Genomic DNA, 23,065 nt, shown 5'->3' on the forward strand with positions numbered 1-23,065 from the left:
CTTGTTTTTTTCAACATCCGGTTGAATATTTGGAGCAAGTACATCATAAGAAAAAAGATTGAACAGTCCGGGTTAAAAAAAGAGCTGATCAATGTATGTACATTAATGTCATTGTGGTAGATCCAAACTGGTGCAACAATGCGTAATTTAGAAAAAGATATTTACGTTATGCGCAAAAATCTTGAGGGTGGACTATTGCATGCCATGCATGCTTTCCTGAAAGTGATTGATAGCGGCAGTTTCACGGCTGCTGCCGAACAGATGGAGCTGACAACAGCGCAGGTTTCGCGGTTAATTAGCGAACTGGAGGGGCGTTTAGGTACAAAACTCCTACAACGCTCCACCCGGCAACATGCCCTGACCGAGATTGGGGAGGCTTATGCCGAGCAGTGTCGTCAGGTTTTGGCGATGGTGGAGGAAGCTGAAGCACAGGCCATGGGCATGGCCACCAAGCCGCAAGGACGGTTACGGGTGCTGAGTATGGCCAGCTTTGGTCATCATTATCTGGCTCCGATGATGGCGGAGTTCTGTCAAACCTATCCTGACCTGACGGTAGAGTATCGAACCTCGCAAAATGTACCTGATCTTTTAGGCAAGGGCATTGATGTCAGTCTTTACCTGACTGAATCTCTGGCAGATTCGCGCTTTGTAGCACGCCGTATTGGTACGATCTTTTCGGTGTTATGTGCTTCACCTGCCTATCTGGAAAAGCATGGTGAACCGCACACACTGGATGATTTGCAGCAACATGCCTGTTTACGTCTGGTCAATCCATCCATCACCCCGCAATGGCACCTGACCAGTGAAAATAGCTGTTCCTATCAGATTGATATCAATGGCCCATTGATTGCAGATACGCCTGAATTGCTGCTGGATGTGGTACAACAGGATATGGGCATTGCCTTGCTGCCTACCTTTTCAGCGATTGATGCCATACGGGCAGGGCGGTTACGCCGTATCCTACCGGACTGGCGTTCGCCTGATATCGGGGTGTATACCTTGTTGCCGTCACGGGATTTTGTCGATGTCAAAACACGAACCTGGCTGGAGTGGGTAGAGCAATATGTTTCTCCAAAAATACAGCAAGATACGGATTATTTTTTATAAATGATGTGAGGCGTGATAATAAAGGAACCAAAAAATAAGAATTAAAACTAAAAGTAGAAAATGCTTCTTTAGAAAGAGGCATTTCATACCGAGATAAATGATAAATTTTAAAAAAATTGTATGAGGGATTTAATCCCAATTTCTGAATGAAATGAGATAAAGATGAGAGAGGATGATCCGGTACTTTGCCTAATATTAAGCCTTATACCAGATGCTGAGCTATTTTAATTTATTATTAGGCACATTTTGTTTGCCAATACGCATTGGCATAATTTGACAGGCTTTTCCGGTTGAGTACATGGCTAATATTCTGGCTGGCCTGCATCAGCTTTTCTAGATCAATCCCGGTTTCAAAGCCCATGTTTGATAATAGATAGAACAAATCTTCGGTCGCGACATTACCCGATGCGCCTTTGGCATAAGGGCAGCCACCAAGACCTGCAAGGGATGAATCAAAAACACGTATGCCTTGCTGTAGGGACTGATAAATATTGGCAATCGCCATGCCATAAGTATTGTGAAAATGCCCAGCCAGAACCTTGCTGTCCAGTTCAGCCAGACAGGCTTGCCAGACTTTCTGAACGCGATCTGGGGTCGCTGTACCGATGGTTTCGCCTAGAGACACTTCATAGCAGCCCATGTCATACAGCCGTTTCACGACGTTGACCACTTGCTCAGGTGCAATTGCACCTTCATAAGGACAGTCGACTATACACGAGACATAGCCACGTACACGGATGTTGTGTGCTTTGGCTGCGGTCATGACATCGCTAAATTTCTCAAGACTTTCCTCGATTGAGCAGTTGATATTTTTGCGGGTAAAGCTTTCCGAAGCAGCGGTAAACACCGCGACCTCTTTGCAGCCTACCGCCTGAGCCGTTTCAAAACCTTTGATATTGGGGGTAAGCAGGCTAAATTGCACATCGTTTGTCTGAGGTAACAGCTTAAAGAGCTCGTCACTCTGTGCCATTTGCGGCACCCATTTTGCCGACACACAGGAACCGACTTCAATGGATTTTAGGCCGGCACGGATCAGGTCGTGAATGAAGTTGAAGCGTTGTTCCACCGTCAAGGCCTGCTTTTCGTTTTGCAGACCGTCTCGGGGGCCGACCTCCATGATTTTGACAAACTCGCTCATGCCACGTTCTCCTGAGCAGGCTGAAACTCTACAAGCTCATCGCCAGCCTTGACCTGATCACCCACTTGGAAATAGGAATCTACAATCACGCCGTCTTTAGGTGCACGGATGGTATATTCCATTTTCATGGCTTCAAGGGTCATTAAAATATCGTCTTTCTTCACGCTATGATTGGCACTCACCAGCACTTGCGTGACCACGCCCGGCATAGGAGCTTTCAGGTGGCCTTCATCAGCATGGCTGTCTGCCTGATTAAAATCTTGGCGAATATAAGCAAACTTATAGCTTTGACCATTCTGGAACAAGGTAATGCCTTGCTGGCTCTGGTTAAAAGCCAGTTTTTGCCGGGAACCCTCAAGCTCTAACACCGCGGTATGTGTATCGAGCAATTGACCTGAAATTGGATAGCTTTGACCGTTATATTCTGCGATAAATCCCTGTCCTGCCGAGCGAATACCGATTTTAATGTGTTGATCCAGATGGTTCAGCTGAATACGGTGCTGATAAGCAATATTTAAACGCCATAGGGGTTGAGCTTGCCAAAGCTGTTTCTGGCTTGAGCAATTACTCTCGAGTTTGCTGAGAAACTCAATAAATGCTGCTGCCACGATCAGCTCGGGTTTGGTCTGTTGCGCGGTAAACAGAAAATCATGTTCACGCTGGATCAGGTTGGTATCCAGCCTAGCTTGTTTAAACGATTCGCTGCGAACAATTTTTTCTAGAAAGGCAATGTTGTTGCCTAAGCCATCGACATGGAACTGGCTGAGGGCATGTTGCATCTGAATAAGTGCCGCTTCACGGTTTTTACCCCATACGATCAGTTTGGCAATCATGGGGTCGTAATAAGTCGTAATTTCATCGCCTTCCACAATACCGCTGTCGACACGTACATATGGGGTTTGAGTCGGGTAGTGCAGATAGTCAATTTTACCAATGGCGGGTAAAAAGCCTTTTTCTGGTTCTTCAGCGTAGATCCGTGCTTCAAGCGCATGACCGTGTATCTGTAATTCATTTTGTTGTTTTGGTAAAGCTTCGCCATAAGCGACACGAAGTTGCCATTCGACCAGATCTTCACCGGTAATCATTTCAGTCACCGGGTGCTCGACTTGTAAACGGGTATTCATTTCCATGAAATACGCGGTACCGTCTTGTTCCACAATAAACTCAACCGTACCGGCACCAACATAATTGACCGCACGTGCAGCATCAATGGCCGCTTGCCGCATGGCATCAAGTTTTTCGCTTGGCATTTGTGGTGCAGGAGCTTCTTCGAGTACTTTTTGGTGACGGCGTTGTACCGAGCAATCACGTTCAAATAAATGTACATAGTTGCCGTGGGTATCACCAAATACTTGTACTTCAATATGCCGTGGCTGAATCACATAACGCTCAATCAAGACGTCATCATTACCAAAGCTTGATTTGGCTTCACGTTTACACGAGGCTAAGGCATGCAGAAAATCTTCACTACGTTCAACCAGACTCATGCCTTTACCGCCGCCGCCTGCACTGGCTTTGATTAAAACCGGATAGCCAATGCGGTCTGCCTGTTGCTTTAAAAAGTCGGCATCTTGGTTGCTACCGTGATAACCCGGTGTTAAAGGAACACCTGCTTTTTCCATGAGGGCTTTAGAGGTCGCTTTTAAGCCCATCGCCAGAATGGCTTCCACAGGAGGGCCGATAAAGCAAATATTGTGTTGCTGGCAAGCGCGGGCAAACTGGTCATTTTCAGACAGGAAACCGTAGCCTGGGTGAATCGCTTGGCTACCTGTATCAATTGCTGCCTGAATAATACGCTCTACCTGTAAATAACTTTGCGTCGCAGGGGACTGGCCAATATAAACTGCTTCATCTGCCAGTTTGACATGCTGTGCCTTGGCATCTGCATCGGAGTAAACCGCAACCGTTGCAATACCCAGTTTTTTTGCGGTGCGAATTACACGGCAGGCAATCTCGCCACGGTTTGCAATTAGAATCTTTTCAAACATGGTCTTTATCCTTGATTGTTATTGTTGTTATTCGGCTGAGAAATCCAGACAGGCTGATGCTTATTCAAGAACGCATTTAATCCGGCTTTGGCTTCACTGCCTTGGCGAACTTGCGCAATATGCTGTGCAGTCTTGTGTAGCAGGTCATTGCTCATGGTCTGGTTGCTCACCATTTGAATGAGTTGTTTTGAGGCCGCTTGCGCAGACGGGCCACCGAGCAGCAATGCATCAACAATCTCTTGAACTTTTTTATCCAGGTCTTCGGCATCTGCGACTTCATGTGCCAAACCGATCTGTTTGGCTTCACGTGCCGAAATCCGCTCGGCAGTCAAGAAATAACGGGAAGCCTGCCGAGCACCAATTGCCCGAATCACATAGGGACTGATGGTCGAGGGGGCAAGGCCTAAACGAACTTCAGAGGTTGCAAACTTGGCGTCGGTGCTGGCAATACAGATATCGCAGGCCGAAGCCAGCCCCATACCACCACCAAAGGCGATACCATGTACACGGGCAATGGTCGGTTGTTTCAGCGTGGCCAGTGCATCCAACATGTGCGCCAGTTTTAAGGCATCGGCTTCATTTTCTGCCGAAGAGGCCTGACCTGCCTGTTTCATCCAGTTGAGGTCGGCACCTGCCGAAAAGCTCTTGCCACGGCCTGCCAGAACCACCACACGGATATCATCACGTGTATTGAGATCGTTAAAGCAGGTATGCAATTCTTCAATGACGATTGTATTAAAGGCATTGTGCAATTCAGGGCGGTTCAGCCACACATAGGCAACCTGATCGTGTTGTTCGAGTTGTAAAAATTGATAGCGCATAGACACCTCTTACATGCGGAACACGCCAAATCTGGTTGGCTGGATTGGCGCATTCATCGCAGCCGCAAGACTCAGTCCCAGCACATGACGGGTTTGTGCCGGATCGATCACACCATCATCCCAGAGGCGGGCAGAAGCATAGTATGGATGGCCTTGGCGCTCGTATTGTTCACGAATCGGTTGTTTAAATTCGTCTTCCTGTTGCGCTGACCACTCGCCACCTTTTTGCTCAATCTGGTCACGCTTCAAGGTCGAGAGGACGCTTGCGGCCTGTTCGCCGCCCATCACAGAAATACGCGAGTTGGGCCATGTCCATAAAAAGCGGGGTGAATAAGCACGGCCGCACATCCCGTAGTTACCTGCACCAAATGAACCGCCAATAATCAGGGTCAGTTTAGGTACATTGGCAGTGGCGACGGCCATCACCAGTTTGGCACCATTTTTGGCAATCCCTTCATTTTCATACTGGCGACCGACCATGAAGCCGGTAATATTTTGCAGGAATAACAAAGGAATATTGCGTTGTGTACACAGTTCAATAAAGTGCGCACCTTTTTGTGCAGACTCGGAAAATAAAATCCCGTTATTGGCAATAATCCCGACCGGCATGCCATAAAGCGAAGCAAATCCGGTAATCAAGGTCGTGCCAAAGCGTGCCTTGAATTCATCAAAACGTGAGCCGTCTACAATACGGGCAATCACTTCACGCACATCAAACGGTTTACGTGCATCATTTGGCACCACGCCATAGAGTTCCGACGCATCAAACAACGGTTCATCAATTTGTTTATTTAACTCATTTGGCTTTTTATTGAGGTTTGCAACAATGTTCCGTGCTATGGCTATGGCATGTTCATCATTTTCAGCCAGATGATCTGCCACACCTGACAGGCGGGTATGGACATCGCCACCGCCTAAATCCTCACTGCTGACCACTTCGCCAGTCGCGGCCTTGACCAGAGGAGGGCCACCTAAGAAAATGGTGCCTTGATTGCGGACAATAATGGTTTCATCGGACATGGCCGGTACATAGGCACCACCAGCGGTACAACTGCCCATGACCACCGCAATCTGGGCAATTCCCAGACTCGACATACGGGCCTGATTATAGAAAATACGTCCAAAGTGATCACGGTCGGGGAAGACCTCGTCCTGCATTGGTAAGAATGCACCGCCTGAATCGACCAGATAAATACACGGCAGGTGATTCTGTTCGGCAATCTCCTGGGCACGTAAATGTTTTTTCACTGTAAGCGGATAATAGGTGCCGCCTTTTACCGTTGCATCATTGGCGACGATCATGCAGGTCACGCCATTGACCTGCCCAATCCCGGCAATCACGCCAGCCGCCGGAATATCATCTTCATAAACCTGATAGGCTGCCAGTTGACCAATTTCTAAAAACGCGCTACCAACATCAATCAGCTGGTCAATCCGGTCACGTGGTAACAGTTTTCCTCTGGCCAGATGTTTTTGACGGGCATTTTCACCACCACCAAGCGAGACTTTTTGCGCCACCTGTTGAAGGTCTGCAACCAAAGCCTGCATGGCTTGCTGGTTGGCTTTAAAGTCTTCGCTCCGGACATTGATCTTGCTGTGTAACTGGTTCATACGCTGCATCCTGATTTATCATTATTATTTGGTTTCATTAAACAGTTCGCGGCCAATCAGCATACGGCGAATTTCAGACGTACCCGCACCAATTTCATAAAGTTTGGCATCACGCCATAAGCGGCCAGCAGGGTATTCATTGATATAACCATTGCCGCCTAAAGTTTGAATGGTTTCGCCTGCCATCCATGTGGCTTTTTCAGCCGCATATAAAATGGCACTTGCTGCATCTTTACGTAAACTGCGGTCATGGTCGGCTTTATCACAGGCAGCACCAACCGCATAGACCAGAGCTTTACACGCCAGCCAGGTGGAATACATGTCAGCCAGTTTGCCTTGCATGAGCTGGAATTCACCTAAAGCCTGACCGAATTGCTCACGTTCATGCAAGTAGGGAATCACCACATCCAGACAGGCATCCATAATGCCAAGCGGGCCGGCACTCAATACGGCACGTTCATAATCCAGACCGCTCATCAGCACTTTGGCGCCGTTACCGACACCGCCGAGCACGTTTTCGGCAGGTACTTCGACGTTGTCAAAAAATAGCGGATACGTATTGGAGCCACGCATTCCCAGTTTGTCTAAATGGCTGCCATGACTAAAGCCTTTCATGTCTTTTTCAATTAAAAATGCCGTCATGCCTTTGGCACCTGCCTGTGGATCAGTCTTGGCGTAGACCACCAGTACATCGGCATCGCCCCCATTGGTGATCCACATTTTTGAACCGTTTAGAACAAAATGATCGCCTTTTTGCTCGGCACGCAGCTTCATGCTGACCACATCCGAGCCTGCATTGGGTTCCGACATCGCCAAGGCACCGACAAAGTCACCCGAGATCAGTTTGGGTAAGTACTTCCGTTTCTGCTGCTCGTTACCATTGCGGTTGATCTGGTTGATACACAAGTTGGAATGCGCGCCATAAGACAGTCCGATCGAGGCTGAAGCACGTGAAATCTCTTGCAGAACCAGAATATGTGCCAGATAACCGAGATTGGTGCCGCCGTATTCTTCTGAAACAGTAAGGCCGAGCAGGCCCATATCCCCAAATTTTTTCCAGAGATGGGCCGGGAATAGATTGTCTTGATCGACCTGCTGGGCAATAGGGGCAATTTCCTTGGCACAAAATGCAGCCACCGAATCTTGTAGTGCAATTAATGTTTCATCCAGGCCAAAATTCAAGCTACGTAAGTTCATTGTATTGTCATCCCATGGGTTTTATTTGTTGTGCCAAATGCGTTGTTGTATGTACTTAAGAAGTACCATACAATGATTTTTTGAAAAAGTGAATAGTGATTCATAAAATGATTTACAATTCATTTTGTTTGGTAGAGAATAAAATTCATGAGCTATAAACGATCATCTTTGATGCAGGAGCGGATGGAGCAAAATCGTAAAGCGATTTTGAGTTCAGCCAGAAAAATAATTTCAGAGGGAGGGGTCAAAGACGCACAGATACAAACCATTGCAGAGCAGGCAGGAGTTTCCAGCGGCTTGGTTTATCGCTACTTTGAGAATAAAAGTCAGGTGCTGATTGAGGTTTTGTCCGAGGCAATTCACACTGAACTGCTGGTCATTGACTCGATTATCGAAAGTGATTTGTCGGCAAAGCAGAAACTGCACAAGGCCGTGGCAACTTTTGTAAAGCGGGCGCTGAATAGTCCGCAGCTGGCCTATTCACTCATGTTTGAACCCGTAGATTCAACAGTTGAACATGAGCGTTTCCGGGTAAAACAGTTGATTAAACAAAGTATTAAAAAAATCTTTGCAGATGGAAACGCAAGTGGTGAATTTGTTCTGGATGATCTCAATACCGCAGCACTGTGTGTGGTGGGTGCCATGACCTATGTGGTGGTTGAACCGCTTGATCCGGCACAAAATATAAAGTTTGATCAGCAGCACAAAAACTATTTTTCCAGACAGATTGCGGACTTTTGTGTAGATGCGGTACAGAAGAAGTAAGGCCCGCATTATGACCGGATTGCACAACAGGAGCTCTGGAAAATCTTGTTCTCACAATAATTAGATGAATGAAAAACAGAATTACAAAGAATCAAGGAGAGTGATTCAATGCAACAACAACGGTTAAGCTATGTCTCTGGAACCAGTACCCAGCCCCTGTTGGGGATGACAATTGCAGAGCAATTTGATCAGGCCTGTGCGCAATATGCCGAGCAGGAGGCCATTGTCAGTGTCCACCAGAACAGACGCTTGAGTTATCAGGCCTTGCAGGATGAAGTCAATGCCTTTGCCTGTAGTTTGCTGAAACTGGGATTAACAAAGGGGGATCGTCTGGCCATCTGGTCTCCCAACTGTGTGGAATGGACTGTGACCCAGTTTGCCGCCGCCAAAGCCGGCATTATTCTGGTCAATCTGAACACGGCCTATAAAAGCCATGAACTGGAATATGTGCTCAACAAGGTGGCCTGTAAGGGACTGGTTATTGCAGCGCAATTCAAGACCACAGATTATCAGCAATTACTAAGCAAGATTGCACCTGAACTGGCAACCAGTACAGATAAGGTACTTCATTCGGCACGTTTACCTCATTTAAGATACGTCATTAAAATTGATGAGCAGCAACATAACGGTATACACCGTTTTAACGACCTGCTGGAACAACCGACGCAACAGCAATTAGATCAGCTACAGGCTTTAGCCAGCCACTTGCAGTTTGATGAAACCATTAATATCCAGTTTACTTCCGGGACTACCGGCAATCCGAAAGGAACCATGCTGACCCATCACAATATCCTTAATAACGGTTATTTTGTGGGGGAAGGCATCGGGTTAACCCCCCAGGATCGGGTCTGTATCTCTGTTCCGCTATTTCACTGCTTTGGCATGGTGATGGGCAATCTGGCCTGTATCACCCATGGTTCAACCATGGTGTATCCGGCCGCTGTGTTTAATCCGCTAGCGTCTTTAAAAACCATCCATCAGGAAAAATGCACCGCAGCTTACGGGGTGCCGACCATGTTTATTGCCATGTTAGAGCATGAGCAATTTGCCGAGTTCGATTTATCCAGTTTACGTACCGGTATCATGGCAGGCAGTCCATGTCCAAGAGAAATCATGCAGCGGGTCATAGACCGCATGCATATGTCTGAAATCACCATCTGTTATGGCATGACCGAGACGTCACCCGTCAGTGTACAAAGTTATATGGATGATTCCATTGATAAACGGGTCAGTACGGTCGGACATGTGCATCCGCATCTGGAAGTCAAAATTGTTGATCTGGAAGGCGAGATTGTTCCGCAAGGAGTGCTCGGTGAGCTCTGTGTGCGTGGCTATTCAGTCATGGCAGGCTATTGGGATGAGCCTGAAAAAACCGGAGAGGTCATTGATGCGGCAGGCTGGATGCATACCGGTGATATCGCAGAAATGGATCAAGACGGTTTTATCAAAATCAAAGGCCGTATCAAGGATGTGGTGATCCGAGGCGGTGAAAACCTGTTTCCAAAAGAAATTGAAGATTTTTTATATACCCATCCTGATGTCTGTGATGTTCAGGTCATTGGCTTACCGGATCGCCGTTATGGAGAGGAACTCTGTGCCTGCATTATTTTGCATGAACATCATCAAAGCGATGAAGACAGTATCCGTGACTTTTGTAGGGCGCATATTTCACATAACAAGGTTCCCCGTTATGTCAGGTTTTTTACCGAATTTCCGATGACGGCTTCTGGCAAGGCTCAGAAATTCAAATTGCAGGAAATCATGCGCGCCGAGCTAAACCTGACGGCAGAAGTCTTTGATTAAGATGAAGGATGATGGGATGACTCAGCATTTTACCGGTTGCTGAGAGTCACGTGACTAAAAACAGGGAATGAAATGGCCAAAGATTTTAACAGCCAGAAAGTGGTGGAGCGTTATGATGATCATATCCGTTGTCTGATTCCAGGCTACGAACTGATGCATCAGCAGGTCGATGCCATTTTACAGGCACATTTGGGGCCTGATGCACATGTTCTGGTGGTGGGGTGCGGCACAGGCTATGAGCTTGAATATTTACTGAACAAGCATTCTGGCTGGTCTTTTACTGCTGTTGATCCTTCTTTGGCCATGCTGCAAAAAGCGCAAGCCCATATTCAGGCAATCGGGCAGCAAGCTCGCGTCAACTTTGTCCATGGAGAGACAAATGGTTTCTCCGGACTGCAAACCTTTGATGCTGCACTTTGTATTCTCGTTGCCCATTTTATTCCGCATGCCCTCAAACCGGCTTTTTTTTCCGAAATCGCAAAGCGTTTAAAAAGCAGTGGCATTTTATTGACCTTCGATCTGATGCATTGTGAAGACACACTGCAAATGCAAGCCTTGCCACTGTTATGTCAGGCCAATGGACTGAGTGCAGCGCAGAGTCAGGCGATGATGGAGCGTCTGGAACAGGATTTTTACAGGCTGTCATTAACGGATTATCAACAACTGCTTGTACAAGCCGGGTTTGCTCATAGCCATGTTTTTAGCCAGAGCTTGGCCTATCAGGGACTGATTGCACAGAAAAATTAAGCTGATGCATGACTATTGCTGTATCTGGACGCTTCGGCTTTCACTTGCTGTTGTCATTTTTAAAATAATAAAAAGGCCTAAAAAAGGATTAAAACAGAGGAGGTAAAATCAAATAAATCAAAAAGTTTTGATTTTTAAAATAAAAAAATGTGCTGTGAAATTGCGGTTCAGGTAAAGGAAAAACAAATAAAGAATGAGCTTGAGCATTATTCAAGATCGATAAATAAGGAAAATGATTGAAATGGAAAAATTGAGATTAACGGTACAAAAAAGCCTGTTGGCGCTGTCGGTTATAACGGTGATGTCACCTGTTGATGCAGCAACGGAGCAGGCTGAAATTGCGCAGCTCCGGCAGGAAGTACAAGAGTTAAGGGCAATGTTGCAGCAATATGTGCAGCAAAAAGCACCCGTACAAGCTGCCACTCCAGTGGCTGTGACAGCTCCAGCGCAAGTGACCGAGACAACTGCACCGAAGCTGAATCTGACTAAAGGCGGTGCAGAGGTCAATTTATATGGTTATATCCGTGCCGATGCCTCTTATCAGGCCAAAGGTGCATCGACCATGTATAACAATATCAGTGCTGTACCGCTCAAACATACAGCCGAGGAAGCCCAGCAAAAAGACCGTTTGCACTCAACCGTCAATGTGACGCGTCTGGGACTGAACTTTAAAACACCAAGTGTTGCCGGTGAGGTAGGCGGTAAGCTGGAAATGGACTTCTTTGGGGGCGCAACGCGAGATCAGTTCCGTATCCGTCATGCTTACTTAACCCTTGATCAATGGTTGATCGGCCAGACCTGGTCAACATTTATTGCCCCTGAATATTATCCGGAAACGGTGGATGCCGGAACTTTTGTAGGCGGTGCCTTGCAACGTTCACCGATGCTGCGCTATAGCGACAAGCTCTCGGCAAACACCAGTTTTGCCGTCGCAATTGAAGATCCAAAATATACCGCAACTTCAGATCCGGACAATGAAATGCGTATGCCTGCCTTGGTGGGACGCCTCAATCATCAATTTGACAATGGCTCGCTAGTGTCTGGCCGAACGTTTATGGCTGAGAAAAAAACCAGTACCGACAAGCAATGGGCATGGGGCGTCGGGCTAGGGGGCAAATATCAATGGCGTCCGCAAACTTTCTTGAAAGCTGATTATTACCATGTCAAAGGGGATGGTCGTTTTCTGCTTTGGGCCAATAATAGCTATGTAATTGATGATAAAAACAAGATCCAGAGCAACGAGTTCGATACGATTTCTGCGGGCATCACCCATCAGTTTAATGCCCAGCTTCGCTCAACCTTAGGTTATGGTTATATGAAGGCCAAGGATGACAATCGTTTTGCTGAAATCCAGAAAAGCAATCTTACCCAGAATAAAGAATTATGGCAGGGCTGGATCAATGCGATGTATAACCCGTATAAGCCGGTGACCCTGGGCATGGAGTATGTTTATGGCGAGCGTGAGACATTTGATGGCCGTAACGGGGCCGATAATCGTGTCAACATGATGGCAAGTTATGATTTTTAATCAAGCTTGAGTGCTTCATCTGGTGAATGAATGTCAAAGAACAGTGCGCTCAGTCCTGAAAATCATGGGACTGAGGGCATAATTTTCTGTTTCAGGATATCCATAAACGCCTTTAAAATCATGTTGTAATTCTTGCCTTTATGGGTAGTCAGACAAATCGGGGTACTGTGATGCATGACTTCCTGCAAGATAGGTTGCATAAAGCCATCCGCTACCCATTTCTTGGCGTAATGATCGGGCAGGAAACCGAGAAATTTCCCGGTCAGGATCAAAAAAGCAATCCCTTCACGATCACTGGCAGTGGCTGTGCAATCCAGTAGCTGATGCAGTCTTGATGCTTCTGCGGTAATGGCATAGTTAGGTAGCACTGCTTGCCAGTTATTCAGATCCTTCGATTTGATCTCATCCAGATGGTTAAACAAAGGATGATTTTTGCCACAATACAGAAAGGACTTTTCTTCATATAAATGCAAATAATCCAGACCTGACAAGGGCGTCACCAGAGGAATCACGCCTGCATGTAAACGGTTGTCCAATACCCGACACTCAATATCGGAAAGGGTGCTCATACTGATATTAATCACCACATCAGCATTTTCTTCTGCAAGTTGGGCCAGGGTGTTGGTAATGTACAGGCTGGGCATAGTCACCAGATTGTTAATAATCCCGATATTAAACTCGCCCTTGAGCTGGTTATGCATCTGGTTGATTTTGGCACGGAAGTCTTCAATTGAAGCCGTTAGTACTTCGATATATTCCAGAATCTCGCGTCCTTCATCGGTGAGGGCAAAGCCAGCCCGTCCGCGTTGACATAGCCGGATGCCCAGACGATTTTCCAGATCACTCATGTGCAGACTGATGGCAGAGCGGCTAATGCCGAGGATGCTTTCAGCAGAACTAAAACTGTGGCAGTCGCAAACCGTTTTAAAGATTTTAAGAAGTTTTAGATCAAAATCAGTCACTTGATTTAATTTTTTCGGTTTCATTTAGTTTTACTTTTTTATATCTAAACTCAAGTTAATTTGAATTTATCAAAACTATGCTGCGCTGTACACTCCAGATAGAACCACAAAACAAGAAGAGTGATCATGTTTGATATCGACACCACAAATGACCATGATGAAGCATTGCAGACCGCACAGCCCAATGCCCAGATGAACCTCAATTATCAGGCACACTGGATGCCATTTTCAGCCAACCGTAACTTTCATAAAGACCCGCGTATCATTGTCGGTGCAAAAGGTGCCTATTTGGTGGATAGTACAGGCCGTGAGGTCTATGACTCCTTGTCCGGACTATGGACTTGCGGGGCAGGACATGCCTTACCTGAAATCCAGCAGGCGGTGAGCCAGCAATTAGCAAAACTGGATTATTCGCCTGGCTTCCAGTTCGGGCATCCCTTGTCTTTCCAGCTGGCTGAAAAAATTGTGCAGCACATGCCTGAAAAATTGCAACATGTATTCTTCACAGATTCGGGCTCGGAATCTGCCGATACAGCAATCAAGATGGCGCGTGCCTATTGGCGAATCAAGGGGAAACCCGGCAAGACCAAACTGATTGGGCGTGCTCGCGGTTATCATGGCGTCAATGTCGCCGGAACCAGCCTTGGCGGAATCGGTGGCAACCGTAAAATGTTTGGTCAGTTGATGGATGTGGATCATTTGCCACATACCTTGCAGCCCGATTTAAGCTTTACTAAAGGCTGTGCTGAAACAGGCGGGGTTGAGCTCGCAGATGAACTGCTCAAGCTGATCGAGTTACATGATGCCTCAAATATCGCCGCTGTCATTATTGAGCCTGTTTCAGGCTCTGCAGGCTGTATTGTACCGCCGACCGGTTATTTAAAACGACTTCGGGAAATCTGTGACCAGCACGATATCCTGTTGATCTTTGATGAGGTCATCACCGGCTTTGGCCGTATGGGGAAATGGACGGCAGCCGAGTATTTCGGGGTAACACCAGACCTTCTTAACTTTGCCAAACAGATTACCAATGGCGCTATTCCACTTGGTGGCGTTGTGGCCAGCCATGAAATTTATCAGGCTTTCATGCAGCAGGACTTGCCAGAACATGCAATTGAGTTCACGCATGGTTATACCTATTCAGCCCATCCGGTTGCATGTGCCGCAGCTTTGGCGACACTGGATGTGCTGGAAAAGCAGAATTTATTGGCGCAATCAGCGGCATTGGCGCCATGTTTTGAAACGTTATTACACGAATTAAAAGGCGCACCCCACCTTCTGGATATCCGGAACTGTGGACTGATTGGAGCGCTACAACTGGCACCGCGCGATGGTGATGCCACCATCCGGGGCTTTGAGCTTGGTATGAAGCTCTGGAAAGCGGGTTTCTTTGTGCGTTTTGGCGGAGATACCTTGCAATTTGGCCCAATGTTCAATAGCACCGAGACCCAGTTATCACGCTTGATGAATGCGGTTGGCGATGCACTTTATCAGGTGAAATAAATTTTACGATTAACTTAAACAGCACATCAACCGGAAGAAATAACCCAATATAAGGAACAAGAGATGAATAACCTGGAACATTTTTCAACTGATACGCAAACGCAAGACCATACCGGACAAGCTGCACAGGCAACAGCAGTAGTCGGACATTTTATCAACGGGATGGCTGTTTCCAGATCAGCAAAAAGACAGCCCGTCTATAATCCGGCAACAGGAGAGGTCAGTAAGTCGGTAGAAATTGCCGATAGCCAGACAGTGAATGAAGCTGTTCGGGTGGCAGAGCAGGCTTTTCCGGCATGGCGTGACACACCGGTGATCAAGCGTGCACGTGTAATGTTCAAGTTCAAACAGTTGCTGGAAGAAAATGCTGAAAAAATCTGCGAATTGATCGGGCAAGAGCATGGCAAGATTTCCCACGATGCGAAAGGTGAACTGCAACGTGGTATTGAAAATGTAGAATATGCCTGTGGTGCGCCAGAGCTACTCAAAGGTGAATACTCCAAAAATGTCGGGCCAGATATCGACTCGTGGAGTGAATTTCAACCTTTGGGCGTAGTTGCCGGGATTACCCCATTTAATTTCCCCGCAATGGTCGCGTTGTGGATGTTCCCGATGGCTTTGGTCTGTGGTAACTGTTTTGTCTTAAAGCCCTCAGAAAAAGCGCCGTCAGTGGTATTATTCCTGGCTGAGTTATTGAAACAGGCCGGGTTACCGGATGGAGTATTTAATGTCGTCAATGGCGATAAAGAAGCGGTCGATACCTTATTGAACCATCCAAAAATTCAGGCAGTCAGTTTTGTTGGTTCAACACCAATCGCAGAGTATATCTATCGTACAGCTACCGCAGCAGGCAAGCGTTGTCAGGCCCTGGGTGGTGCAAAAAATCACGCCATTATTATGCCCGATGCAGATATTGATAATGTAGTGACTTCATTATTAGGTGCTGCCTTTGGTTCTTCCGGCGAGCGTTGTATGGCGCTTTCAGTCGCCGTGGCGATTGGTGATGAAATTGCAGATATTGTGATTGAGAAGCTGACCCAGGAAATGCAGAAATTGAAATTCGGTCATTATGCCGATAGCAATAATGATTTTGGTCCCTTGATCACACAAGCCCATAAAGATAAGGTACAGGCCTATATTCAGAGTGCAGAACAGCAAGGTGCCAAAATTGTGGTCGATGGTCGTGATGCCAAACCCGCCGGTTATGAAAATGGTTTCTTTGTCGGGCCGACTTTAATTGATCAGGTCACGCCAAAGATGACCAGCTATCAACAGGAAATTTTTGGGCCGGTATTGCAAGTGATGCGGGTCGATACCATGCAGCAGGCCATGCAACTGATCAATGAGCATGAATATGGTAACGGAACCTGCATTTATACCCGTGATGGTGAGGCCGCACGTTACTTTAGCAGCCATATCCAGGTGGGAATGGTCGGGATCAATGTGCCGTTACCGGTACCGGTTGCCTATCATAGTTTTGGTGGCTGGAAGCGTTCATTATTTGGTGATCTGCATGCCTATGGCCCAGATGGCGTGCGTTTCTATACCCGTCGTAAAACCATTACCCAACGCTGGCCTTCGGCACAGGTCCGTGAGGCCAAACAGTTTGCGATGCCAACTCTGAACTAATTTTTATCTAAGGGGAAACAGCAGTTTTCCCTTTTTTACTTGCATAGGAATTTAGCAATGTAGTGCACACAACCTAATTATTTTAAGGAATAAAATATGGATAGCGTTAAAACAAAAAAATTAGGCGAAGGACTTTCAAATCGCCACATTACAATGATTAGTATCGGCGGTGTGATTGGTGCAGGTTTATTTGTCGGTTCATCGGCCGCGATTGCCAAGGCTGGCCCCGCCGTGATTCTGGCTTATCTCACCACAAGTATCATGGTTTTTCTGGTGATGCGTATGCTTGGAGAAATGGCGGTGCTTGAACCGGATACAGGTTCATTTTCAACTTATGCACGTAAAGCCATTGGGCCTTGGGCCGGATTTACCATCGGCTGGTTATATTGGTGGTTCTGGGTACTGGCGATTCCGGTCGAGGCGATTGCAGGCGCACAGATTTTATATTCATGGTTTCCAGCTTTTTCAGTGTCTACTTATGCCTTCTGTTTTATTGTTTTCCTGAGTCTGGCCAATTTTTTTAGTACCAAGAGTTTTGGTGAGTTTGAGTTCTGGTTTTCTCTGATCAAGGTGATTGCCATTATTGGGTTTATCATTATCGGTGCATTGGCGATCGCCGGAATCTGGCCTCTTGCCAAAAATGTGAGTGGTGTTGCCAATTTATATAACAATGCAGGGTTTATGCCGCATGGTATCGGTGGCATTCTGGCCGCGATCCTGATCACCGCATTTTCATTTTTTGGTGTCGAGATTGTATCGATTGCCGCAGCAGAATCTTCCAATCCCCAGCAAAAAATACGCCGTGCCACCAATCTGGTGCTATACCGTATTATCCTATTTTTTGTGGTCTCCATGTTTATTGCAGTTGCTCTGGTCGACTGGCGTTCACCGGACTTGCAAAAATACGGTACCTTTCAGTATGTGCTGATGAGCCTGAATGTACCGGGAACCAAACTGATAATTGATGCAGTCGTGTTTATTGCTGTGGCAAGCTGTATGAATGCAGCGATTTATACCTCTTCCCGTATGTTATTCCGTTTGGGCACGCGGCATGAGGCACCAAGTCAGGTAACCAGGATTAATTATGCAGGCGTACCTGCTGTTGCTGTGTTTGCTTCTACATTTATCGGACTGGTTTGCTGTGTAATTAATTATGCTTTCCCCGGAAAAGTCTTCGGGCTTTTACTCTCCAGTACAGGCTCAATTGCATTGCTGGTCTATCTGGTAATTGCATTTTCACAATTAAGGCTGAGAACCAGACTGGAAAAAGCGGGTGCCGAAGTGCCATTTAAAATGTGGTTATTTCCGTGGCTCACCTGGTTTGTGATCATTGTGATCCTGAGTGTACTGGCCTATATGTTTTTTTCACCGCAATATAGTTATGAAACTACCTTGTCATTAAGCGTAACCTTGGGGGTTGTCATTTGCGGGCTGATCGTGACGCGAAAGCAGAAAACCACCCGTAGTGTGGTCATGCATCTGGACTGATTAAAAACACGATAGAGCCTCACTTTTACAGATTGAGGTTCTGTTTTTATCAGGAAAATGTGCTGGTTGTCGTGAATGGGAACAGTTTGAAAGCTTTAAGCCAATTTGATAATGTCTGCATAAACAGGACAATTTTCTAATCCAGGTTTAAAATGGCAACGGATCGTTTAGGTGACATGCGGCTGTTTGTAGAAGCCACAGAGTTGAAAAGTTTAACGGCTGCCGGACGTAAGATCGGCATCTCTGCGGCGGCTGCGAGTGCCCGTTTAATCAAGCTGGAAGGTGCGCTCGAAGCAAAGCTGTTTGACCGGACTACACGTAGTCTCAGGCTGACAGATGAAGGGCAGGTTTTTTTAAGATATTGCAAGATTGCCTTACAAGCGATTGATGATGCAGAAACAGCCTTGCAAGATAAACAATCTGCAGTTAAGGGAAAGATCCGGATTTCTGCTGCTGTTGATTTAGGACGTCATCTGATTAGTCCTTGGATTGAAGCGTTTAGCCAGATTTACCCGGACCTGAGTATTGCTCTGACCTTAACCGACTCCAATTCCAACCTGATTCATGATGATATTGATATCGCGATCAGGTTTGGTTTACCAGACAATGATTTGCTGGTTGCCCGTTATCTTGCCCCAAACTGGCGGGTACTGTGTGCTTCACCTGCGTACCTGGAAAAATACGGTGTGCCAAAACAACCTGCAGATTTAATCCGGCATAAGTTTATTGTGCTGGTGACTGATAGCGGTCCCTTAAACGAATATTATTTCAATTTTGATCACCAGCCTTTGAATTATGTAGTGCCGATGGAAAATGCCTGGGAAACCAATGATAGTGTTCAGGCCAGAATGTGGGCGCTGGCTGGTCATGGCATTACCCGAAAGATTATCTGGGATGTCGCTACAGAACTGAAACAAGGAAGTTTACAGGCACTTTTGACCGACGGCATTGTCAGGGAGGCCGGGATTTATGCGGTGATGCACAAGAATAAATATCTGGCGCCAAGAATTCGTTCTTTTCTGGATTTTTTAATCAAGAAATTTGAGATGGCTGCACCTGACATTTTAACTCAGTTACCTCAGCCTAAAAGTTGAGTTTGATTGGTATTAATGCAGGGAATGGACGTATTCATGACTGTTTTTCTGTTCCCGAATATAATCTCGAGGGTTTTTACCTGTCCATGCCCGAAAAGCTCTGGAAAAAGCATTGATATGGCTATAACCCAAAAGGTCAGAAATTTCCTGAATACTTTTATTGGATGAAATCAGCTGTTTGGTCAACGCAAATTTTTTGCTCTGGATCAAGGAAGAAAATGTGGTGTTGGCCAGCATCAGCTCCCTTTTAAGTACTCTCTCAGAGACATGCAGTTTTTTAGCTGTATCTGTTAGGCTTGGAAAACCTTCATGCGGGATCAGTTTGATATTTTTGGCGACCAGGGAAACAATTGTATTTTTCTGGTTCTGAGAGATCAGATATTCTTCCTGCACATGATGAATGGCAAAATGATAAGCTGCTTTCGAGCTAAACCTGAGTGGCAGGTCAAGGCATTTCAGGTCAAACATAATCTGGTTCTTTTGCTGATTAAACTTAAAGGGGGGAAGGTGCTTTTCAAAAGCAGCATGATAAGGATTTTTGTCCCACTTTAGATGAACCTGCAATCCGGCAATATCATGTTCTGTAATCTCTTTAAGATTCGTAATGATGTTGACAAGAGCAACTTCAGTGAAAAACCTGCTTAGCGACTCCTTTTTTTCTAAATCCAGGTCTTTGGGAAGTTGATAAAGTGGATGTAGGGTGATGATGACTTTGTCATTTTTATTGTGAATATTCAGCTCCATTTTATGAAGGCGGAGATTAAAGTATTTCTGCAGGTCAAAAATTACATTGCCCAGTGTATCATTTGAAAGCATGGCAAACCCCAAGGCTTCATGTGACGTAACGCGGCAATTCAGTCCAAACCTATATCCAACGCCTTGCTCGGGAAGGCAACCGAGTAAATCAGAAATAATCCTGATCCAGTCGGAAAATCTTATTTTTTCAGGCCGGTTTTCACTAAAAAAAGAGAGGGGTAAAGGGCTTTTTTTGATAAATTCCTGTTTGGAAATACGAAAGTCAGCAGCTGTAGCCAGCAAAATATCAAGATAAGTACTATGAATCATGAAGTTGTGCTCGTTCATAACGGATGATACAAATCAGGAAGGGGCGATAGGCAAAAACTTCATTTTAGAGAGCTGCCTGAAAATTGATAATGCAGCTCAAAATTGAAAAACTTTCAAATCTAAGTTGAAAATAATATTTTCTCGTGCTTATTTTTCAGTAGTTAACTCTGGAGATGATCAGGTTGAGAGTTTTAAAATAATGACACCGGAAACAATCATGCCCACATAAAAAAACTTCTCAAAGCTGAGACGTTCATGCCAGAATAAGATTCCCATCAGTATGGTTCCCACGACGCCTATACCTGTATACACGGCATAAGCAACCGAAACATCGATGTCTTTCATGGCCATATGTAATAACAGCAACGAAGAGGTGAGCGAGATACAATAGAGCGGAACTGCTGTGCCATACTTTTTATGAGTCAGATCCCGTATACTCTTCACCACAAATATTTCTAGTATTCCCGATATAATGAGAAACAGCCAGCTCATCTTTTAATCTCCGATCTGCTTTAATTTCACTACACCAATAATGATCATCACAATGGCGATTAATGAAACCGGATTAAACGGATTATCGATAACATAGATGTCAAAAATAAACGTTCCGACTGTTCCAAAAACAACAAAAAATACATAAGCATAGGAAGCTTTCATGTTTTTTGCTGCAAATAATAAGAAAACAAAACTGCCTATAATAAAGAAGATGGTAAATGACCATTCAAGCAGGCTGTCGGCATATTTCAAGCCAATTGCCCAGAGTATTTCAAACAAACTGGCAATAAATAAATATAACCAAACCATAGTAACTCACCATCAGTCATTGAAAGGTCATTTAAAATCTATTGAATTCATCCCGGACTATTGAGGAATGTGCTGGGTAATACAGTGAATATTGCCACCGCCGAGCAAGATTTCCCGTGCAGCTATGCCAGTGATCAAGTAATCCGGATACATTTGCTGGAACAGGGCTTTAGCCTGCTGATCTGTGCGCTCGTCAAGTAAAGGGAAAATAATCTGCTGATTCGTGATCAAATAGTTCACATAAGAACCCGCCAGACGATTGCCTTCAAACCGTTCAATGGCCAAACCTTTCTCAATGCTGACAGTTTCTTGTTCGGTCGAATACAGCGGGCCCGGGGCGGGCAATTTCCATACCTTTAAAGTACGGCCCTGAGCATCCTGGGTACTTTCCAGTATTTTTAACGCAGCAAGTGAACGTTGGTATTGCGGATCATTTTGATCATCGGTCCAGTGTAGTGCAACTTCACCTGGACGTACGAAACAGCACATATTATCAATATGACCATCGGTTTCATCGTTATATACGCCGAGAGGAAGCCAGATAAACTTTTTAATCCCGAGTAGTTTCGCTAATTCATCTTCTATTTGGGTACGGGTCAAGCCAGGATTACGGTTTGGATTGAGTAAGCATTCTTCGGTCGTGAGTAATGTACCTTCACCATCGACATGAATTGCGCCGCCTTCCAGAACCAGATCTGTTTTATAGCATTCAATGGCGTGAAATTGGGCAACCTGACTGGCTACTTGGAGGTCTTTGTCCCAGCGAGAATACAAGCCTCCATTTTCTCCACCCCACGCATTAAACACCCAGTCAATCGCAACATTATGTCCTGACTGGTCTTTTACGATAGTCGGTCCGGTATCTCTCATCCATGCATCGTCACTGTCGATTGCAACCAAGGTGATCTGGGCCGGCACGATGCTTTTGGCTTTTTCCATTTCGGCTGGAGGAACAGCCATATAGACAGGAGTCGTTTTGGCAATCGCTTCAGCAACCTGTATAAAAGCGTGCTGCGCAGGTGCTGCACCTTGTCTCCAGTTGTCAGTACGATAAGGCCAGATCATCCAGACACATTGTTGGGGATGCCATTCTGCATACATGTTAAATAGAGGTTTTTTCATTTCCAGTCACTTTATTTCACACCTGATTTACTGGATATTAGATGATTTTTTTTGAAAGTTTGAGAAATAAGTTATCAGTTTTTTTGAAACATTTTTATTATGTGCAAACTCTGATATCGCCTATGATAGATTATTTTAAAATAAAACTATTTTATATGAGTGTCTTAGTATAAACAGGAAATGTAGGATATTAATTTTTTAGATAGATAGGTGGTCTGTATATTATAGCTAAATGGCCTGAAGTGTTTATATATAATGTAAAAATGGTTAGTAAAAGATATTTGTTGTTTAAATCATCTAGATGCTTAATAATCCGGAGTTTTATTTTAAAAAGTCAATGGTGTTAATCATTGGTGTTTATCTTGTTAAATATTTTTTTGTTTTTTGCACTAAGATATTTTTATTTTGGGATAAAAAGTGAAAAAATGGGTTTGTAAAAAATGTGGATTATATAAGCGTATTCACATGAATAATATAAAGACGGGACAGAATGTATTTTTTATAAAATATAATGAACGGGCACAACGGAAGGACAAAAAAATAGAACGTGGAACGGTATTGAGCAAGAGTGATAACAATTTAATTGTATTGAGTAATAATGCACTGTTTACTGTAGAGATCGCGGATATATATCCCGAAGATGCACCTGTATACTTTATTTACAATATGTTTGGTATCTGCGAATGCTAATTT

20 protein-coding genes are annotated in these 23,065 nt (G+C 45.3%); 10 read left to right on the forward strand and 10 right to left on the reverse strand.

The features are described 5' to 3' along the window. Nucleotides 1-168: 168 nt before the first annotated feature. Nucleotides 169-1,107 (forward strand): LysR family transcriptional regulator, encoded by a 939-nt coding sequence (locus OC23_RS11790; protein WP_038345081.1) that lies wholly within the window; start codon nucleotides 169-171, stop codon nucleotides 1,105-1,107. 235 nt (nucleotides 1,108-1,342) lie between these two features. On the opposite strand, the gene OC23_RS11795 is transcribed toward OC23_RS11790, so the two are convergent. From OC23_RS11795 to OC23_RS11815, 5 genes are read right to left on the reverse strand one after another with little or no spacing between them, the layout of a single operon-like run. Next, nucleotides 1,343-2,245, reverse strand: coding sequence for a hydroxymethylglutaryl-CoA lyase (locus OC23_RS11795; protein WP_038345027.1), 903 nt, complete (start codon nucleotides 2,243-2,245; stop codon nucleotides 1,343-1,345). Further along, a complete protein-coding gene (locus OC23_RS11800) occupies nucleotides 2,242-4,233 on the reverse strand; it encodes an acetyl/propionyl/methylcrotonyl-CoA carboxylase subunit alpha (protein WP_038345028.1) in 1,992 nt (663 codons plus the stop codon). The genes OC23_RS11795 and OC23_RS11800 overlap by 4 nt, the downstream gene beginning before the upstream one ends. 5 nt (nucleotides 4,234-4,238) lie before the next feature. Further along, nucleotides 4,239-5,054, reverse strand: coding sequence for an enoyl-CoA hydratase/isomerase family protein (locus tag OC23_RS11805; RefSeq protein WP_038345029.1), 816 nt, complete (start codon nucleotides 5,052-5,054; stop codon nucleotides 4,239-4,241). Between the two features lie 9 nt (nucleotides 5,055-5,063). Then, complete coding sequence (locus OC23_RS11810; protein ID WP_038345082.1) at nucleotides 5,064-6,665, reverse strand: carboxyl transferase domain-containing protein; 1,602 nt, start codon at nucleotides 6,663-6,665, stop codon at nucleotides 5,064-5,066. 24 nt (nucleotides 6,666-6,689) lie between these two features. Then, nucleotides 6,690-7,862, reverse strand: a complete 1,173-nt coding sequence (locus OC23_RS11815) for an isovaleryl-CoA dehydrogenase (RefSeq protein ID WP_038345030.1) — start codon at nucleotides 7,860-7,862, stop codon at nucleotides 6,690-6,692. 147 nt (nucleotides 7,863-8,009) lie between these two features. Between OC23_RS11815 and OC23_RS11820 the strand changes: the two genes are divergently transcribed. The 4 genes from OC23_RS11820 (at nucleotide 8,010) to OC23_RS11835 (ending at nucleotide 12,705) form a co-directional block, all read left to right on the forward strand. Then, nucleotides 8,010-8,627 (forward strand): TetR/AcrR family transcriptional regulator, encoded by a 618-nt coding sequence (locus OC23_RS11820; protein ID WP_038345031.1) that lies wholly within the window; start codon nucleotides 8,010-8,012, stop codon nucleotides 8,625-8,627. A 108-nt stretch (nucleotides 8,628-8,735) separates the two neighbouring features. Next, complete coding sequence (locus OC23_RS11825) at nucleotides 8,736-10,430, forward strand: AMP-binding protein (RefSeq protein WP_038345033.1); 1,695 nt, start codon at nucleotides 8,736-8,738, stop codon at nucleotides 10,428-10,430. A 72-nt stretch (nucleotides 10,431-10,502) separates the two neighbouring features. After that, nucleotides 10,503-11,177 (forward strand): class I SAM-dependent methyltransferase, encoded by a 675-nt coding sequence (locus tag OC23_RS11830; protein WP_038345034.1) that lies wholly within the window; start codon nucleotides 10,503-10,505, stop codon nucleotides 11,175-11,177. A 241-nt stretch (nucleotides 11,178-11,418) separates the two neighbouring features. After that, nucleotides 11,419-12,705, forward strand: coding sequence for a DcaP family trimeric outer membrane transporter (locus OC23_RS11835; RefSeq protein WP_038345084.1), 1,287 nt, complete (start codon nucleotides 11,419-11,421; stop codon nucleotides 12,703-12,705). A 62-nt stretch (nucleotides 12,706-12,767) separates the two neighbouring features. Here OC23_RS11835 and OC23_RS11840 read toward each other — a convergent pair whose 3' ends face one another. Next, entirely contained in the window at nucleotides 12,768-13,691 is a 924-nt protein-coding gene (locus tag OC23_RS11840; RefSeq protein WP_038345035.1) for a LysR family transcriptional regulator, read from the reverse strand. 96 nt (nucleotides 13,692-13,787) lie between these two features. Here OC23_RS11840 and OC23_RS11845 point away from each other — a divergent pair, with 96 nt between their 5' ends. The 4 genes from OC23_RS11845 to OC23_RS11860 all read left to right on the forward strand — a co-directional run bounded on the left by OC23_RS11845 (nucleotide 13,788) and on the right by OC23_RS11860 (nucleotide 19,381). Then, the gene (locus tag OC23_RS11845) at nucleotides 13,788-15,170 is read left to right on the forward strand and encodes an aspartate aminotransferase family protein (protein WP_152607828.1); all 1,383 of its coding nucleotides are present in this window, start codon (nucleotides 13,788-13,790) and stop codon (nucleotides 15,168-15,170) included. Nucleotides 15,171-15,233: 63 nt separating this feature from the next. Beyond that, the gene (locus tag OC23_RS11850; RefSeq protein WP_038345038.1) at nucleotides 15,234-16,799 is read left to right on the forward strand and encodes a CoA-acylating methylmalonate-semialdehyde dehydrogenase; all 1,566 of its coding nucleotides are present in this window, start codon (nucleotides 15,234-15,236) and stop codon (nucleotides 16,797-16,799) included. A 96-nt stretch (nucleotides 16,800-16,895) separates the two neighbouring features. Further along, on the forward strand, nucleotides 16,896-18,287 hold the full coding sequence (locus OC23_RS11855; RefSeq protein WP_038345039.1) for an amino acid permease: 1,392 nt from the start codon (nucleotides 16,896-16,898) through the stop codon (nucleotides 18,285-18,287). A 152-nt stretch (nucleotides 18,288-18,439) separates the two neighbouring features. After that, nucleotides 18,440-19,381, forward strand: a complete 942-nt coding sequence (locus OC23_RS11860) for a LysR family transcriptional regulator (protein ID WP_038345041.1) — start codon at nucleotides 18,440-18,442, stop codon at nucleotides 19,379-19,381. A 12-nt stretch (nucleotides 19,382-19,393) separates the two neighbouring features. Here the strand turns inward: OC23_RS11860 and OC23_RS11865 are convergent, their stop codons facing one another. The 4 genes from OC23_RS11865 to aguA form a co-directional block, all read right to left on the reverse strand. Continuing rightward, nucleotides 19,394-20,464: an AraC family transcriptional regulator gene (locus tag OC23_RS11865; protein ID WP_038345042.1), complete on the reverse strand. Its 1,071-nt coding sequence runs from the start codon at nucleotides 20,462-20,464 to the stop codon at nucleotides 19,394-19,396. Nucleotides 20,465-20,623: 159 nt separating this feature from the next. Continuing rightward, on the reverse strand, nucleotides 20,624-20,938 hold the full coding sequence (locus OC23_RS11870) for a DMT family transporter (RefSeq protein WP_038345043.1): 315 nt from the start codon (nucleotides 20,936-20,938) through the stop codon (nucleotides 20,624-20,626). A gap of 3 nt (nucleotides 20,939-20,941) precedes the next feature. Further along, nucleotides 20,942-21,250, reverse strand: coding sequence for a DMT family transporter (locus OC23_RS11875; RefSeq protein ID WP_038345044.1), 309 nt, complete (start codon nucleotides 21,248-21,250; stop codon nucleotides 20,942-20,944). Nucleotides 21,251-21,307: 57 nt separating this feature from the next. Then, entirely contained in the window at nucleotides 21,308-22,372 is a 1,065-nt protein-coding gene (aguA, locus tag OC23_RS11880) for an agmatine deiminase (RefSeq protein WP_038345045.1), read from the reverse strand. 417 nt (nucleotides 22,373-22,789) lie between these two features. Here aguA and OC23_RS19480 point away from each other — a divergent pair, with 417 nt between their 5' ends. Beyond that, entirely contained in the window at nucleotides 22,790-23,062 is a 273-nt protein-coding gene (locus OC23_RS19480) for a hypothetical protein (protein ID WP_038345046.1), read from the forward strand. Nucleotides 23,063-23,065 lie beyond the last annotated feature (3 nt).

The sequence above is a fragment of the Acinetobacter sp. A47 genome (assembly GCF_000805455.1).
In the GTDB taxonomy this organism is placed as follows: Bacteria; Pseudomonadota; Gammaproteobacteria; order Pseudomonadales; family Moraxellaceae; genus Acinetobacter.